This is a genomic window from Thermotoga profunda AZM34c06, from assembly GCF_000828675.1.
GTDB lineage: Bacteria > Thermotogota > Thermotogae > Thermotogales > DSM-5069 > Pseudothermotoga_B > Pseudothermotoga_B profunda.
This window is the reverse complement of the sequence record NZ_AP014510.1, coordinates 979,730-994,544: the sequence shown is the minus strand read 5'-3', so window position 1 is coordinate 994,544 and position 14,815 is coordinate 979,730. Positions and strand designations below refer to the sequence as shown.

General features: G+C 39.6%; 17 protein-coding genes. 7 read left to right on the top strand and 10 right to left on the bottom strand.

Annotated elements, in window-relative coordinates:
- Positions 1 to 3: 3 nt before the first annotated feature.
- From iolO to TSP02S_RS04800, 5 genes are read left to right on the top strand one after another with little or no spacing between them, the layout of a single operon-like run.
- Entirely contained in the window at positions 4 to 828 is an 825-nt protein-coding gene (iolO, locus tag TSP02S_RS04820; protein ID WP_041082314.1) for a 5-keto-L-gluconate epimerase, read from the top strand.
- A gap of 39 nt (positions 829 to 867) precedes the next feature.
- Positions 868 to 2,019, top strand: coding sequence for an extracellular solute-binding protein (locus tag TSP02S_RS04815; protein WP_052465320.1), 1,152 nt, complete (start codon positions 868 to 870; stop codon positions 2,017 to 2,019).
- 41 nt (positions 2,020 to 2,060) lie between these two features.
- Positions 2,061 to 2,891, top strand: a complete 831-nt coding sequence (locus tag TSP02S_RS04810) for an ABC transporter permease (RefSeq protein ID WP_052465319.1) — start codon at positions 2,061 to 2,063, stop codon at positions 2,889 to 2,891.
- Positions 2,888 to 3,694 carry an ABC transporter permease gene (locus TSP02S_RS04805; protein ID WP_041082312.1) on the top strand — a complete coding sequence of 269 codons (807 nt, stop codon included), beginning with the start codon at positions 2,888 to 2,890 and terminating at the stop codon, positions 3,692 to 3,694. Before TSP02S_RS04810 ends, TSP02S_RS04805 begins: the two co-directional genes overlap by 4 nt.
- Positions 3,695 to 3,698: 4 nt before the next feature.
- Positions 3,699 to 4,739: an ABC transporter ATP-binding protein gene (locus TSP02S_RS04800; protein ID WP_041082311.1), complete on the top strand. Its 1,041-nt coding sequence runs from the start codon at positions 3,699 to 3,701 to the stop codon at positions 4,737 to 4,739.
- A gap of 35 nt (positions 4,740 to 4,774) precedes the next feature.
- On the opposite strand, the gene TSP02S_RS04795 is transcribed toward TSP02S_RS04800, so the two are convergent.
- Both TSP02S_RS04795 and TSP02S_RS04790 read right to left on the bottom strand, forming a co-directional pair.
- Positions 4,775 to 6,034 (bottom strand): SLC45 family MFS transporter, encoded by a 1,260-nt coding sequence (locus TSP02S_RS04795; RefSeq protein ID WP_041082309.1) that lies wholly within the window; start codon positions 6,032 to 6,034, stop codon positions 4,775 to 4,777.
- Between the two features lie 13 nt (positions 6,035 to 6,047).
- Positions 6,048 to 6,800: an MBL fold metallo-hydrolase gene (locus TSP02S_RS04790; protein ID WP_041082307.1), complete on the bottom strand. Its 753-nt coding sequence runs from the start codon at positions 6,798 to 6,800 to the stop codon at positions 6,048 to 6,050.
- A 108-nt stretch (positions 6,801 to 6,908) separates the two neighbouring features.
- Between TSP02S_RS04790 and TSP02S_RS04785 the strand changes: the two genes are divergently transcribed.
- Both TSP02S_RS04785 and TSP02S_RS04780 read left to right on the top strand, forming a co-directional pair.
- On the top strand, positions 6,909 to 7,715 hold the full coding sequence (locus TSP02S_RS04785) for a sugar phosphate isomerase/epimerase family protein (protein WP_041082305.1): 807 nt from the start codon (positions 6,909 to 6,911) through the stop codon (positions 7,713 to 7,715).
- Positions 7,716 to 7,727: 12 nt separating this feature from the next.
- On the top strand, positions 7,728 to 8,498 hold the full coding sequence (locus TSP02S_RS04780; RefSeq protein ID WP_041082303.1) for a glucose 1-dehydrogenase: 771 nt from the start codon (positions 7,728 to 7,730) through the stop codon (positions 8,496 to 8,498).
- Positions 8,499 to 8,540: 42 nt separating this feature from the next.
- Here the strand turns inward: TSP02S_RS04780 and TSP02S_RS04775 are convergent, their stop codons facing one another.
- Genes TSP02S_RS04775 through buk (TSP02S_RS04740) form a run of 8 tightly spaced genes read right to left on the bottom strand, consistent with a single transcriptional unit; the run spans position 8,541 to position 14,815 of the window.
- Complete coding sequence (locus TSP02S_RS04775) at positions 8,541 to 9,080, bottom strand: 2-oxoacid:acceptor oxidoreductase family protein (protein WP_041082301.1); 540 nt, start codon at positions 9,078 to 9,080, stop codon at positions 8,541 to 8,543.
- Positions 9,077 to 9,832: a thiamine pyrophosphate-dependent enzyme gene (locus TSP02S_RS04770; RefSeq protein WP_041082299.1), complete on the bottom strand. Its 756-nt coding sequence runs from the start codon at positions 9,830 to 9,832 to the stop codon at positions 9,077 to 9,079. Before TSP02S_RS04770 ends, TSP02S_RS04775 begins: the two co-directional genes overlap by 4 nt.
- Positions 9,833 to 9,834: 2 nt before the next feature.
- The gene (locus TSP02S_RS04765) at positions 9,835 to 10,887 is read right to left on the bottom strand and encodes a 3-methyl-2-oxobutanoate dehydrogenase subunit VorB (RefSeq protein ID WP_041082297.1); all 1,053 of its coding nucleotides are present in this window, start codon (positions 10,885 to 10,887) and stop codon (positions 9,835 to 9,837) included.
- Between the two features lie 6 nt (positions 10,888 to 10,893).
- Positions 10,894 to 11,124 (bottom strand): 4Fe-4S dicluster domain-containing protein, encoded by a 231-nt coding sequence (locus TSP02S_RS04760; RefSeq protein WP_041082296.1) that lies wholly within the window; start codon positions 11,122 to 11,124, stop codon positions 10,894 to 10,896.
- The gene (locus TSP02S_RS04755; protein ID WP_041082294.1) at positions 11,121 to 11,771 is read right to left on the bottom strand and encodes a P-loop NTPase family protein; all 651 of its coding nucleotides are present in this window, start codon (positions 11,769 to 11,771) and stop codon (positions 11,121 to 11,123) included. Before TSP02S_RS04755 ends, TSP02S_RS04760 begins: the two co-directional genes overlap by 4 nt.
- Positions 11,747 to 12,853: a butyrate kinase gene (gene buk, locus TSP02S_RS04750; protein WP_041082292.1), complete on the bottom strand. Its 1,107-nt coding sequence runs from the start codon at positions 12,851 to 12,853 to the stop codon at positions 11,747 to 11,749. Before buk (TSP02S_RS04750) ends, TSP02S_RS04755 begins: the two co-directional genes overlap by 25 nt.
- Positions 12,854 to 12,866: 13 nt before the next feature.
- Positions 12,867 to 13,751, bottom strand: coding sequence for a bifunctional enoyl-CoA hydratase/phosphate acetyltransferase (locus tag TSP02S_RS04745; RefSeq protein ID WP_041082290.1), 885 nt, complete (start codon positions 13,749 to 13,751; stop codon positions 12,867 to 12,869).
- On the bottom strand, positions 13,748 to 14,815 hold the full coding sequence (gene buk, locus TSP02S_RS04740) for a butyrate kinase (protein ID WP_041082289.1): 1,068 nt from the start codon (positions 14,813 to 14,815) through the stop codon (positions 13,748 to 13,750). The genes TSP02S_RS04745 and buk (TSP02S_RS04740) overlap by 4 nt, the downstream gene beginning before the upstream one ends.

The window sequence follows — 14,815 nt, the reverse complement described above, 5'->3', positions numbered from 1 at the left end:
TACTTGAAAATAGCTCTTGTAATAAGTACTTCTGATGCCGCATTTAATTCTCTCGCTTTCAAAGGAGATCTTGTGAAAGGATTAGAGATGGCAAAGAAGATTGGCTATGATGCAGTTGAAATCGCTATCAGAGATCCCAAAAAGGTAGATGCGAATGAAATAGTAAAAGTTACTAAAAAACTTGGAATAGACGTTGCCGCGGTGGGAACAGGGCAAGCATTTTTGGCGGAGGCTTTGAATTTGATCGATCCTGATGAAAATCTTCGAAAGAACACCGTAGAGAGATTAAAAAATCATATAGATTTTGCTTCACATTTTTCATGTAAGGTGATCATAGGCTTTATAAGAGGTAACAAAAAACAGAGATCTGTTCAGGAAGTGACAAAAATATTCGTTGAACAAATGAGATTTCTTGCCGACTATGCATTTCCAAAGAAAGTAGTCCTTGTGATAGAACCCTTGAACAGGTATGAAATAGATTTTCTCAATACGCTCCATGAAACATATGAAGTTGTTCAGATGATTGGCAGAACAAACGTAGGCATACTTGCAGATACTTTTCACATGAACATAGAAGAGGCAAAGATAGAGGAAAGTATCCATTCCATAGCAGATAAACTTTATCATTTTCACGTTGCAGATAGCAACAGATGGGCACCAGGAACTGGGCATTATGACTTTGAATCAACCTTCAAAGCTCTGCACGAAATAAACTACAAAGGATATATTTCTGTAGAATGTCTACCCTTACCAAATGGCACTGAGGAAGCTGCAAAGATTGCCTATAGAACTGTGAAAAAATATTTAGAAAATCTTGAGGGGGGTTAATATTCACCCGTTATACCCATCCTTGGAGGAGGTGGTTTCATGAAAAGGTTCTTTGTAATTTTAACAACTGTTCTGGTATCCATTTTTGTCTTTGCGCAATCAGATATTCCCGTTAAGGTTACTCTCACAATGATGGTTGCTGGAGATCAGAACATGGTCGATTTCTTCCAATACGAGATTGCACCTGAATTTGAAAAGCTTTATCCAAATGTGAAAATCAAGGTTGTAGGTACTGGTCCAGGTGATGCCGGATCTCAACAAATCATTCAGCAACTGCAGCTTGAAAAAGATTCTGGCAAAGAAAAATGGGCAGTAGACGTTGTTGTGATTCATGAAACAGGTGCTGTATGGGCTATTGAACGAGGTTTGATAAGACAGTACACTGATTTTCTCACCGCGAAAAGGCTTGCTATAAGAAATACCGATGAAATGGCTCTTGGAGTTAATGTGGATGGTTATGTAATGCCAATGTTTCACAGCCAAACTGCACTCGCTTATAACCCAAAGTTTGTCAAAGATCCGCCAAAGTCTTATGCTGAACTCGTTGAATGGGTCAAGAAGAATCCTGGTAAATTTGGATACAACGGTATCAAAGGTGGCATGTCAGGTGTTGCATTCGTGTTTGGTTGGGTATACTGGAAATCCAAAAATACAGATATCCTGATCAACGGTCCATACGATAAAAAATATGAAGAAGACTGGCCACAGATATATGCAGAATTAAAAGAGTTTAACAAATACGTCACTATGACTGCAGGAAATGCGGGTACATTAGATGCACTCAATCGTGGTGAGATCTGGATGGGTCCTGTCTGGGTTGACATGTTCTATACTTGGATGCGCGAAGGCAGAATGGACCCAAATATCAGGATTATATTGCTGGATCCTGGTATGCCAGGTCAACCCATGCACTTTGCTATACCAACAAAAGCCGCAAATGCTGATTACGCATTGAAACTCATCGAATTTGTTTCTTCACCAAAAATGCAAGCAAAGTATATTGTTGAAAGATTCAATTGGTACCCTGCAATTGGCGATGATTTTATGACACCTTATTTGACAAAAGAAGTTCTTGACAGAATCTACAAAGATGTTAAACAAGCAGAGCTACTCAAATATGGAAAGCCAATGCCATTACTTCCATACAAACAAGATATGCAAGAAGCATACGAAAAATGGGTTGAAAAATAACAGGCAGAGCCGGCAGGCTCTGCTTTTTGTGGGTGAGATCTATGAAAATAGAACTTAGGAATCGCCTAATAGGTTTCTTACTGATCTTACCTGCCTTTTTAGTTCTGATATTTCTGTATATCTATCCTTTGATTCGTGCTGTTTGGATCAGTTTTATTAAAGATGGTCATTTGAGTTGGGCTAATTATGGGAAAGTTTTTGAAATATATTCACGAGATATTCTTTATTCAGTTGTTATGACAGTTGGTACAGTTTTGGTTGTATTGATTTTGAGCGTTCTTTTGGCGAGTTATCTGAGATTCAAGGAATGGAGATTTTTAGATGTGATGTACCGTCTGCCACTGTTCATTCCATTTTTGATAGTTGGTCATGCCATGAGAATTTTTCTCGCACCACATGGTACACTGAATAGTCTTCTCACAAGAATTCTCAGAATTGAGGAATTGCCAGGTTTCTCGAGAAATTGGATAGGATTGTTGTGGACTTTTGTGTGGGTTATGACTCCATACGCTGCCTTAATAATCCTTGGAGCCTTTAGAGCTCTTGATAGTTCCTACATTGATGCTGCCAGAAATCTTGGTGCTTCTAAAACAAGAATCGTTTTCACTGTGATTATTCCTATGTGCAAACCTTCGATAATGGTTGCAGCTATACTCACATTTGTGAGAACGATAAGTAGTTTAACTATACCAGTTATGATTGGCCCAAATACTCCAAATATGATAACCGTTGATATGATGTTCAGAATCAACTTTTTCAATGATTGGGGAGTTGCAAATGCCTTGGGTGTGATTTCGTATTTAATTGTTATCGTCCTTGCAATTTATTATCTGAGGTTTATGGCTGCGGAACGAGGGGGTATAAAAGGGTGAGATTCTCCATCTGGCGATTAACAGCAAGGATAGTTTTTATCATATTCATGCTATTGATTATGATAGGCCCCATAATTGGAATTGTCATTTGGAGTTTTGCTAAGATCTGGTATTGGCCAAGTCCATTGCCTCAGGAATTCACTTTAAGGTACTGGTCTGAGGTCTTCAGACAAGGAAGAGTTTTAAATTCATTGGTCTTAAGTGTAGTTGTTGCTTTGTTAACAGTCGCTTTCTCTATCCTGCTCGCAATCCCAGCGGCATATGGTTTTGCAAGATACAGATTGCCATTTGAGAGGATTCTTCTTCTGCTTTTTTTGATGCCACAAGCCTTTCCACAGCTACCTGTTTTCATAAACCTTGCCAGTATCTTTGGACGCTTAGGGCTCAGGGGTAATATTTGGGGAATCATACTTGCACACACCATGGCTTCATTGGTTTTCTCGCTTTGGATTATAACTGCTACCTTTAAATCTATACCCGTTGAATTTGAGCAGGCCGCACAGAATCTCGGAGCGAGCAGATTCAAGGTTTTCCGGACCATAACTTTCCCATTGGCAATTCCAGGCATCATCGCCGGAGCAATCTATGTCTTTCTTTGGTCGATGGGGGAATTCACAGCAGCCTTTTTCATAGGTGCGCCGTTTATTCAAACAGCTCCTGTTTTGATGTACACATCAAGTATGGGATATAACCTTCAAATAGCAAGCGTGATTGCGATAATACTGGTGATACCCTCGTTGATCTTCATGATACTCATCGAGAGATTTTTGAAAGCCGAGTATATAGCTGGTTTGGGAGGTTGAATGCATGACTATCTTGCAGGCACAGAATTTGTGCAAATCCTATGGTCAAGTCAAAGCTCTTGACGATGTGAGTATAGAAATAGAAGATGCAGAACTGCTTGCAGTCATAGGACCAAGTGGTTCTGGAAAAACCACTCTTTTAAGATCCATAGCCGGTTTTGTGCAATTGGATTCTGGAAAGATACTTGTAAAATCGAAAGACATTACAAACCTTCCACCAGAGAAGAGAAATGTAGCCATGTTTTTCCAAAATTACGCTCTATGGCCGCACATGACAGTCTTTGAGAATGTCGCATATGGTTTGAAGATACGAAAGTACGATAAAAAAACGATCCAAGAGAGAGTAGAATGGGCACTAAACTTTTTGGATATAGCCCCCTTAGCTCAGAGAAAACCAAATCAACTCTCCGGAGGTCAACAACAACGTGTTGCATTGGCAAGAGCGATCGTAGTGGAACCAGATGTATTGTTATTGGATGAGCCTCTGTCAAACCTTGATGCCAAGATCAGAATGAGAATAAGATTCGAGTTGAAAGCCCTGCAAAAGAAGTTGAAGATACCTACGTTGTATGTGACCCATGATCAAGAAGAGGCTCTCAGCATAGCTGACAGAATAGTCATAATGCACAATGGAAAAGTGCTTCAGATTGGAACACCTCAGCAGGTGTACAAAAGCCCTGTTAATCTATTTGTTGCCGACTTTGTAGGTGTAAACAGCATTTTAAGAATAACACCTTTGGCTAAAGGAACAACAAAGATCGGTAATTTTGAATTTCAAATTGACCAAGGAGAAATACACATAGTTATAAGGGCTGAAGAAGCTAAAGTCTTGCCAATTCAGCAAAACGTTACTGTAGGTGAAGGTGATCTTAGGTTCGAAGGCACAATAGTGGGAAAACTGTACCTTGGTTCTAAGCATCGTTATGAAATTAAAATAGAAGGTATAGAAGATATGCTTTTCATAAACAGTGAAGAAACGTTTGACATAAATCAACAAGTACAGATAATTGCACACAAAGACAGTTTTTTTGTCTATTCACAATGACTTTAATTTTTAGGATCACGCAGATAGATGCACATTCAATGTTGTTCGACCTCACCTCTTCTCACAAATCTCATTGTTACGAACGACAAAGTGACAAAAATTATTGAAAAGACCATCAAAGATTGATAACCCAATGTGTCGATGAAAACACCTGCCAAAGGTGGTGCAAAAATATTCGCAGCCATGGAGAAGAAATAATACAGACCTGTATATCCACCGACCTTTTCTGATTTGGTCATGTCCACTACCATTGGAAGTGAATTGACATTCACCAATGCCCAACCCATACCACTTATTGCGAACAACATGAAAAACATTGAAAGTAGAATGGATTTGTTCTGTGAAAAAGCGGATATAATAACCACTATTAAAAGGCATAGCATCAATATGAGAAGCCCAATACTTATGGTCTTCTTTCTCCCAATCCTTGAACCAATCAAACCCGCTGGTATCGAAAATAGCATGAAAGTCAAGGAAAAAACACCAAGGACAAGTGCTCCTGTACTTTCAGATATATTCAGATAGAACTTAGCATAACTTGTGAAAAAAGTTTCTAAGGCATTAAATCCTATAAACCAAAACAGTATAGACAGCAAGATAAACAATAGACTTCTTTCTTTTGAGTGAAACACGTCCTTTAAATTGTCCAGAAGTTCTTTGTTACCTTTTTTCACAGTCTCGATAACACTCACTTTATCTTGAGTTATTGTATACTCTTTTGGCTCTCTTATGAATACAATCACAAGAACGTTTGCAAAAATCATCAACAGAGCACCGGCAAAGAATGGATATGAATAATGTGCGTCATAAAGTGGTTTACCTGCAAAATAAGCCAAAAGTGCCCCAAATCCTCCCATGAAATTGATGATCCCATTTGCCTGACTTCTATAAGCAGAAGGAGTGATGTCTGGCATCAAAGCTATTACAGGTGATCGGAAAAGCGCCATTGAAAAATTCATGATCACGATCACTGTCATCATCAAAAATAAAGATTTTGTATCACGCATCAAAGGTATCAAACAGAAAAACAAGGCTCCCAACGGTGCTCCAAAAAGGATGTATGGCTTTCTCCTCCCAAATCTTGTTCGAGTTTGATCGCTCAGTGTACCTATATAAGGGAGCATGAAGATTGCGAAAAGATTGTCGATGGTCATCACTATACCTATCACGAAAGAAGATAGGGCAAAATCCTTCAGAAAAATTGGAACATAGGCATTGTACAAAGGCCAAAGAACGCTTATGCCAAAAAAACCAAAACCAAGCAAAAAGACATTCTTATAGCTGAACTTTGTCATTTCCTTTCCCCCTTCAAAGTACTATTCTATCAAGATCATTGGGTATTAATATCTTTCCGAGAAAATATTGTTTGAGCTCATTGATTAACTTTGTTTCGTTACCATCTATTTCTGGTCCGATGTGAACAAGACAGAGTACTTTCGCGTTAGACAACTGCGCGAATCTCGCAGCATCTTCAGCACACGTATGACCTTCAGTTTTTTTCGAGTAAAGATAACTACAAGTTGATTCGTGTATCAAAAGATCTACATCATTGAAAAGATCGATCATATCTTCACACAGTTCAGTATCGCTTGTGTATATAACTGTCACTCCATTGGATCTGATTTTCAAACCTATATTAGGAACAGAATGTTTTACAGGAAATGTCTCGATAGATATCTTCGAATCATTTATCAATAGCTGTTTCTCGTAATTAACAGCTCTTAATTCTATCTCAAAACCTTTTTCTTGGTATAAAAGTCCATGCATTTCAAGATAGACTTCGGTAAGTTCATAGAAATGTCTTCCAACATAAATCTTTAATGGGTCTCTTCTCCCTGAAAGCCTTAACATCTCTATCAGAGAAGGCAATCCATAGATATGATCAACATGTCCATGGGTTATGATTATGCCTTGGAGTTTTAAAGGGTCATACCCGACCTTTTTCATCTTTCCAAACAAGTTGCCAGAACAATCTATGAGAAAATCGTTCACAAGAAGAGATGTATTGTCTCTACTGGGTGTTGAAACAGCAGCTGCTGTGCCAAGAAAAACTATTCTCACATATTTTCCTCCCTACAAAATTATATTCGAAAAGATTTTCAATTTGTGCTAATATTAAGACCAAGAAAATCTCAACATTTTACAGTTAATTGGTGGGGAGGTGAATCTATGCTAAAAGGTTTCAACGGCGCTACTTCCATGAAGTACGATCTATTTAGTGATATTTCCTCAGCCAGTGCCGCTGGGTTCGATGTGCTTGAGATCTGGAAAACAAAGTTATTTGACGCCATGAAATGGCACAGCGTGGAGGATATCGTCAAAGATTTTGTGAAAAATGCCATTGAGCCTTATACAATTAATTCACTTGAACAGGCAACCTTTAGCAAGGATTTTGGTGAAAAACTCGAAGAATGTGAAATGCTTTGCGCGTTAGCCCAAGATGTTCGAGCCAAAGTTCTCATAGTCGTTCCGGGTTTTATCCAAGAGAGATTGCCAGAAGAAGAGATAAAAAGAGAAACCATCGGTGTTCTGAAGGAACTCTCAAAACTGGCAGATCATTACGATGTAAAACTCGCCTTTGAATTTCTTGGATTTCAGAATTGCTCTGTAAACAAGTTGAGTGTTGCAAGAGAGATAGTTAAAGCTGTGGATCGAAAGAATGTAGGTCTTGTAATTGATACTTGTCATCTTTTTGGGGGAAGCTCGACCCTTGAAGATGTGCAGCAAACGGATCCCGAAGATATATTCATTGTGCATATCAATGACCTTCCAAAAATCGAAGGTAGAGAAATCAAAGATTCAGATAGAGTTATGCCAACAGATGGAATACTACCGCTAAATGATTTCATCAAAACACTGAGAAAGATTGGATACAGCGGAGTAGTATCCGTGGAACTTTTCAATGAACAATACTGGAATTTGGATGCAAGACAAATAGCTCAAATTTCATACGAGAAACTATCACAACTCTTGTGAGAGGTGTTCGTCATGCTCAAAGATAAGGTAGCTGTAATCACCGGTGGTGGTCAAGGAATAGGCGCGGCAATCGCCGAGAGTTTTTGTGCTAATGGAATGAAAGTTATCATAGCAGAACTCGATGAAGAAGCCGGTCGGGAAAGAGAATCTATTCTCAAAGAAAAAGGTTTTGATGCTATTTTTGTGAGAACTGATGTTTCCAATGAAGATTCTGTAAGATCAATGGTTGAAAGGACTGTACAGATTTATGGAAGGATAAATGTTCTTGTTAACAACGCTGCGATAAGTTCAACAAAGAGTATCTTTGAGAGAACATTTGAAGAATGGAATAGAGTCATACAGGTGAACTTGACTGGTCCATATCTTTGTTCAAAATATTGCGCACAGCAAATGATTAAAAATCCAGGTGGTGTGATCATCAATATAGCCAGTACGAGGGCATTTCAGTCAGAACCAGATACTGAACCATATTCTGCATCAAAAGGTGGTGTCGTTGCCTTAACACATTCACTTGCCATAAGCCTTGCAAGATATCGAATAAGAGTGGTATGCATAAGTCCAGGTTGGATAGAGACCTCTCTATGGAAAAAGAGACAATTAAGGAAAGAACCACAATTGAGACCTATAGATCATTCACAACATCCAGCGGGAAGAGTTGGCGATCCTTTGGATATAGCCAACTTGTGTTTATTTCTCGCAGATGATGAGAAATCAGGTTTTATCACGGGCGTTAATTTTACAGTTGATGGTGGTATGACAGTAAAGATGATTTACGAAGAATAAAAAAATGCCGGAGCTTCGCTCCGGCCAATGGGTGGGTCTATCTTATCCGCCTACGTGTTTTGCTCCTTCAAAGATCGCTTTGATATTAAGTTCGATAATCTCGGAATTTCTTAAGGAAAGTTTGTACTTCACAGCTTCAATCAAAGAATCTATGCTAACGCATTTTGTTACCTGAACAAAGCTACCAAGCATTACCATATTTGCGACTTTGAGGTTTCCCAGTCTTTCGGCGATATCATTCGCGGGCACCTCATAAACCTCGATGTCAGATCTTTGAGGTTTTCTATCAACAACTGAAATATTTATAAACAGACAACCATTTTTCTTGACTTTTGATTCGAACTTCAAAAGCGAAGGTATGTTCATCGCCACAACTTCGGTTGGCATCTCCACAACTGGTGAGGCGACAGGTTCTTCACTGACAACCACTGTACAATTTGCCGTTCCTCCACGCATCTCTGGACCATAAGATGGGAACCATGTTACATACTTATTCTCATTCATACCCGCTTGGGCGAGTACCTGCCCCATGAGCATAACTCCTTGTCCTCCAAAACCAGCAAAGATTATACTGTGTGTCATTTGTCTTCACCAACCTTATCCACGAAGACACCAAGAGGATATTCTACCACCATATTTTGTTCAAGCCACTGCATGGCTTTTATAGGAGGCATACCCCAGTTTGTTGGACAGGTTGACAAAACTTCGACCAGTCCATAGCCTATATCTTTTATCTGAGCTAAGAAGGCTTTCTTAATATACTTCTTTGTTGTCAAAACATCCTTTGGCGTTGTAACTTTTGTACGTGCTAAGAAAGCTACTCCTTTGAGTTCTTTCAATATCTCACAGATATGTACAGGATAACCCTCTTTTTCTGGTGATCTGCCATACGGAGATGTCGTGGTCTTCATACCAAGCAAGGTTGTTGGAGCCATTTGTCCACCTGTCATACCATATATTGCGTTGTTTATAAATATTGTGGTAACCCTTTCTCCTCTATTTGCTGTATGAATTGTCTCTGCAGTTCCAATGGCTGCCAGGTCTCCATCGCCTTGATATGTAAAAACCACAAGATCCGGTCTTGCACGTTTCATTCCGGTTGCTACAGCAGTCGCTCTACCATGTGGAGCAACTGTCCCATCAAGGTTGAAAAACTCATAAGCAAAAACAGAACATCCCACAGGAGCGACGATTATCGTCTTTTCCCTTATTCCCAATTCGTCTATTACCTCTGCGATCAATCTATGGACAATTCCGTGATGACAACCAGGACAGTATGTAAACGGTTTCTTACTCAAAGAATCAGGCATCTTGTAAATAGCTGTGAATTCCATTTTCATTGCCTCCTAATTAAACTTTTTAGGTGAGTGAAAATTTCCTCAGGTGTTGGAACGACTCCTGCCATTCTCCCATAAAATTCGACTTTGGTTTTTCCACAAACTGCGAGTTTAACATCTTCAAGCATTTGACCAGAACTCATTTCTACTGTCATGATCAAAGACATATTTTCAGCAAGTCTCGCTAAGGCATCGTAAGGATAGGGATATAAAGTAATTGGTCTAAATAAACCAATCTTCAAGCCTTCTTCTCTTGCCATCTTCACAACACTCTTAGTGATTCTTCCAACTGTTCCATGTGCAACGATCAGAATATCGGCATCTTCTGTGAGAAATTCTTCGTATCGAACCTCGTTTGCTTCTATTTGTCGATATTTTTTCTGCAGTTCTATATTCATTTTTTCCAAGCCATATGGATCTATATTGAACGAAGTCACCTGTCTGGGCGATCTATTTTTTGCGCCAGTCAATGCCCAACTGCTATTATCGTAGATTATTTCTCTTTCTTCGAAAGTAACTGGTTCCATCATCTGCCCAAGTAGGCCGTCCGCAAAGATCAACACGGGATTTCTGTACCTATCTGCCAAATCAAAGGCAAGTATTGTAAGTTCTGTAGCTTCTTGGACGGTCGAAGGTGAAAGGACAATTAATCTATAATCACCATGTCCACCACCTTTTGTGGCTTGAAAGTAATCTCCTTGAGATGGTTGGATGTCACCCAGACCGGGTCCACCGCGAACTACATTCACAAAAACAGCTGGTAATTGAGCACATGCAATATAGGAAATCCCTTCCTGCATCAAGCTAAAACCAGGAGATGATGTAGATGTCATGACACGTTTTCCAACACTCGAAGCACCATAAATCATGTTCACAGCCGCAACCTCACTCTCGGCTTGCAAGAAACTGCCATTAACCTCTGGCAAACGCCGAGCCATGTACTCTGTTAACTCACTTTGTGGTGTAATAGGATAACCAAAGTAATTTCTGCACCCAGCTTTTATGGCAGCTTCACCTATTGCTTCGACACCCTTCATCATGATCTTTTTCATTTCACATCACCTCACAGGCTGCGTCGCCTTGAAAACGGTTATACAGCTATCTGGACACATCATATAGCAAAAACCACATCCTGGACATTTTTCGTCTGGATCATACTGCTCTGCTGGGTGATATCCCTTCGTGTTGAACTTATCTGAAAATCTAATGATCTTTTGTGGGCAGGCATTTATGCACAAACCACAACCTTTACATCTTTCAGCATCGATCTCTATGTATGCTCTTCTCAAGAAGACTCCTCCTTACTTTTTACAAATCTTTCTATATGTACCACATTGAATTTCCCATCATAATCAATTGAGTCAGCAACGACCGTGAAAGCAACTGGTTTTTCCAATATTTCTGAAACTTGTTGTAAAATTACTTCACCTTCATTTATGATCTCAGGACTTGTTTGTGATCCAAGGTTCGTATTATTTACAAGAAAATCAATCTTCACTCCGGAACGGTTTTCAAGTGCCTTTGCAATTTGTACGATTTGTTCTACTCTCTGGCTGAATGGTCTTTTCGTGTTTACAACCAGATATACATTAGTGTCAACAAGGTGCTCTTTGAGATAACCGAGCACGACGATACCTCTCTCGTCACCGCCAATATCTAACACAACTCTGTACTCTGGATTGTCAAGATACCCAGCCACCGATGCGGTAACGATTGGCAAATCGGCATTCATCAGTTTTTCAGGAGCTGTTATAACGACTATGCCATGAGAGTGAAGTATTTGTTGAAAGTCTCTTATTCTAAAATATGGTGAGACTATATCGACGTCAGCTATGGCAACTTTTTGTGATTCTTTCTTCAACCTTATGGCATAATTTATCGCCAATTCAGTTTTTCCGCTTCCATATAATCCTACAAACACGTGGTTTTTTGCCATCTTTCTGCCTCTTCATGATAAATTTTGGGTTTTTCTTGACCTTTCAAAATTCTAAGAACACCTAATGCAAGCGCTTTTTCTTCATCGCCACCTGGATACACAATAATTGGCGCAATGAATGAAACATATTCTTTGATCCATCTGACCATGTATTTACTGTCATAGGCAAGACCACCTGTCAAGACTATGGCATCGACATTACCACGCAACGCAACTGCTGTTTTACCAATCCATTTTGCTATTTGATATGCCATTGATCTGTATACCAATTCAGCGTATTTGTCGTTATCATCTATTTTCTTTTGAACATCAATTGCACTGTTTGTTCCAAGATACGCAACCAGACCACCGTTACCTTTTATCCTCTTCAACACCCATTCCTTGGTGTACTTTCCCGAAAAGCAAAGATCTATTAGTTGTGTCAAAGGTAATGTCCCACTGCGTTCGGGTGTGAATGGTCCATCGCCATCTAAAGCGTTATTCACATCGATGACCTTTCCTTTCATATGGGCACCAATCGATATTCCGCCACCCATGTGTACAACTATCAAATTCACATCTTCATAAGTTTTACCAATTTCTAATGCGGCTTTTCTTGCAACGGCTTTCTGATTCAACGCGTGGAAGATCGATTTTCTTTGAATTTCAGGATGGCCTGAAATCCTTGCTATATTATTCATCTCATCAACAACCACTGGATCCACTATATAAGCTTTAACACCAGCTAATTGAGCGAGTTCATGAGCAAGGATTGCCCCTAAATTAGATGCATGTTCGCCCTGTTTTGCATGCCTGAGTTCTTCAAGCATTACCTCATCCACTTCATAAGTGCCACCCGGAATTGGTCGTAGTAATCCTCCCCTGCCAACTATGGCAGAAAAACCATTCACAGGATAGCCGTTTTCTTCGAGAGCTCCCAGTATGACTGATTTTCTAAACTCATATTGATCGAAGATATTCTTGTAAACAGACAGTTCTTCAACACTATGTCTGAGTGTTCGAGAGAAGACTTCTTTCTCATCTTCAAAAATCGCAATTTTTGTTGATGTGGAGCCAGGATTTATTACCAAGATCCTGTACAATTCCATCACCCTTTCAGGTGAGCATAGCCGCAAGGGCTATTGAATACAACTTGGTCTCGTCAGAGTCTGCCCTTGAAGTTAGAACAACTGGAAGTTTCGCACCGAGTATAACAGAAGCTACCTTGGCATTGGCAAAAAACACCATCGCTTTGTAGAATATGTTACCTGCTTCTATATCTGGCATAATCAAGATATCTGCATCACCAGCAACAACACTTTCTATTCCTTTGTGTCTTGCGGCTTGGAATGAGATTGCATTGTCCAAAGCAAACGGTCCATCGATGATACAATCTTTTATTTGCCCCCTGTCGTTCATCTTGCTCAATATGGCCGCATCAATAGTCGCAGGCATCTTCACATTCGGAATTTCCACAGCACCAAGAACCGCAACTTTTGGTTTCTCAACACCCAACTTTTTCATCACTTTCACACTACTGTTTATCATATCTATTTTTTGCTCAATGGTTGGCGCAATTATCATACCAGCATCTGTTATAGCAAGGAGTTTATGATAAGATGGTATATCAAAAACACTCACCATTGTTATTGTTGCGCCCGTTCGAAGACCATACTCTTCCTGAAGTACTATTTTCATGAGATCGGAAGTTTTTACAGAACCCTTCATAAGTAAGTCTCCATTTTTGGAAGCTATTTCAACAGCCCTAACGGCAGCTTGATCTTTTGGAACATCGACTATCTCACAACACGACAAATCTAAATCCACTTCTTTTGAGAATTTTTCAATATCAGACTTTGGACCAACCAAGATCGGAGAGACTATCTGATATTCACAAGATAACTTTATTGCACTCAATACAACATCGTCATCTGCTGCAGCTACAATGAGTTTCTTCATTTTCCTTTTTGATAATTCAAGGAGATTATGTAATCTACTCATTGAAAATCACCCCAAGTTTTGGCAGAATCCTCACCTCTGAGAACTCTCAAAGCACCTAATGCGAGGGCTTCCATCTCAAATTCACCTGGTACAACAAAGATAGGGGCAAATTTGTACACATAACTTTTTATCCTGTCTACAAAATCATTACTGTATGCCATCCCACCTGTGAGGATTATTGCATCGACAACACCACACAAAACAGCACACATACCACCAATTTCCTTCGCTATCTGATATGCCATTGCTTCGATAATAAGATCGGCTTTTTTATCAATCTGTGCCATTTTCAGCGCTTCTCTTAGATCATTAGTACCAAGATAGGCTACAAGTCCTCCCTTTCCTACGAACATCTTTTTTAACTCATCCTTTGTGTACTTTCCTGAAAAACACATCCTTACCACATCGCCTACTGGTAATTCACCAGTTCTCTCTGGACTGAAAGGTCCTTCATCATTGGCATTGTTTACATCGATGATTCTGCCCTTTCTTATAGCTGCAATGGAAATTCCACCACCAAGATGTGCTACAACCAAGTTCAATTCTTCGTAAGTCTTGTTGAATTCAAAAGCTACTTTTCTGCAAACAGCCTTTATGTTCAGAGTGTGTAGCAGACTTTTTCTTTGTATTTCAGGTATGCCAGAAAACCTTGCTTCTGGGATCATTTCATCAACAGAAACTGGATCTGTTATGTAAACAGGTATCTCACCATCGGCAAGTTCGTATGCGATCACTGCCGCAAGGTTTGAAACATGTTTGACAGGTGACAGGTATCTCAAATAGTGGACCATTTTTTCGTTCACAAGGTAAGTACCACTTTCAATCGGTGGTAGTATGCCACCACGCGCTGCGATAGCTGAGAAATCAGATTTTTTAAAACCATGTTTTTCAAGACAGTCGATTATATTTTTTCGCCTGAATTCAAGTTGATCCATGAGATCTGGATGTTTGTCAAGGTCTTGGACCTTGTGTTCAACTTTTTCAAGAAAAACACACTTCTCATCCTCATACACTGCTATTTTTGTTGAAGTCGATCCAGGGTTTATGACCAAGATTCTGTACAT

Coding starts and splice junctions, on each gene's coding strand:
- TSP02S_RS04745 (WP_041082290.1), bottom strand. CDS start 13,751: ATGAGTAGATTACATAATCTCCTTGAATTATCAAAAAGGAAAATGAAG.
- TSP02S_RS04775 (WP_041082301.1), bottom strand. CDS start 9,080: ATGACACACAGTATAATCTTTGCTGGTTTTGGAGGACAAGGAGTTATG.
- TSP02S_RS04780 (WP_041082303.1), top strand. CDS start 7,728: ATGCTCAAAGATAAGGTAGCTGTAATCACCGGTGGTGGTCAAGGAATA.
- TSP02S_RS04800 (WP_041082311.1), top strand. CDS start 3,699: ATGACTATCTTGCAGGCACAGAATTTGTGCAAATCCTATGGTCAAGTC.
- TSP02S_RS04765 (WP_041082297.1), bottom strand. CDS start 10,887: ATGAAAAAGATCATGATGAAGGGTGTCGAAGCAATAGGTGAAGCTGCC.
- TSP02S_RS04810 (WP_052465319.1), top strand. CDS start 2,061: ATGAAAATAGAACTTAGGAATCGCCTAATAGGTTTCTTACTGATCTTA.
- TSP02S_RS04770 (WP_041082299.1), bottom strand. CDS start 9,832: ATGGAATTCACAGCTATTTACAAGATGCCTGATTCTTTGAGTAAGAAA.
- buk (WP_041082289.1), bottom strand. CDS start 14,815: ATGTACAGAATCTTGGTCATAAACCCTGGATCGACTTCAACAAAAATA.
- TSP02S_RS04755 (WP_041082294.1), bottom strand. CDS start 11,771: ATGGCAAAAAACCACGTGTTTGTAGGATTATATGGAAGCGGAAAAACT.
- TSP02S_RS04785 (WP_041082305.1), top strand. CDS start 6,909: ATGCTAAAAGGTTTCAACGGCGCTACTTCCATGAAGTACGATCTATTT.
- TSP02S_RS04815 (WP_052465320.1), top strand. CDS start 868: ATGAAAAGGTTCTTTGTAATTTTAACAACTGTTCTGGTATCCATTTTT.
- TSP02S_RS04795 (WP_041082309.1), bottom strand. CDS start 6,034: ATGACAAAGTTCAGCTATAAGAATGTCTTTTTGCTTGGTTTTGGTTTT.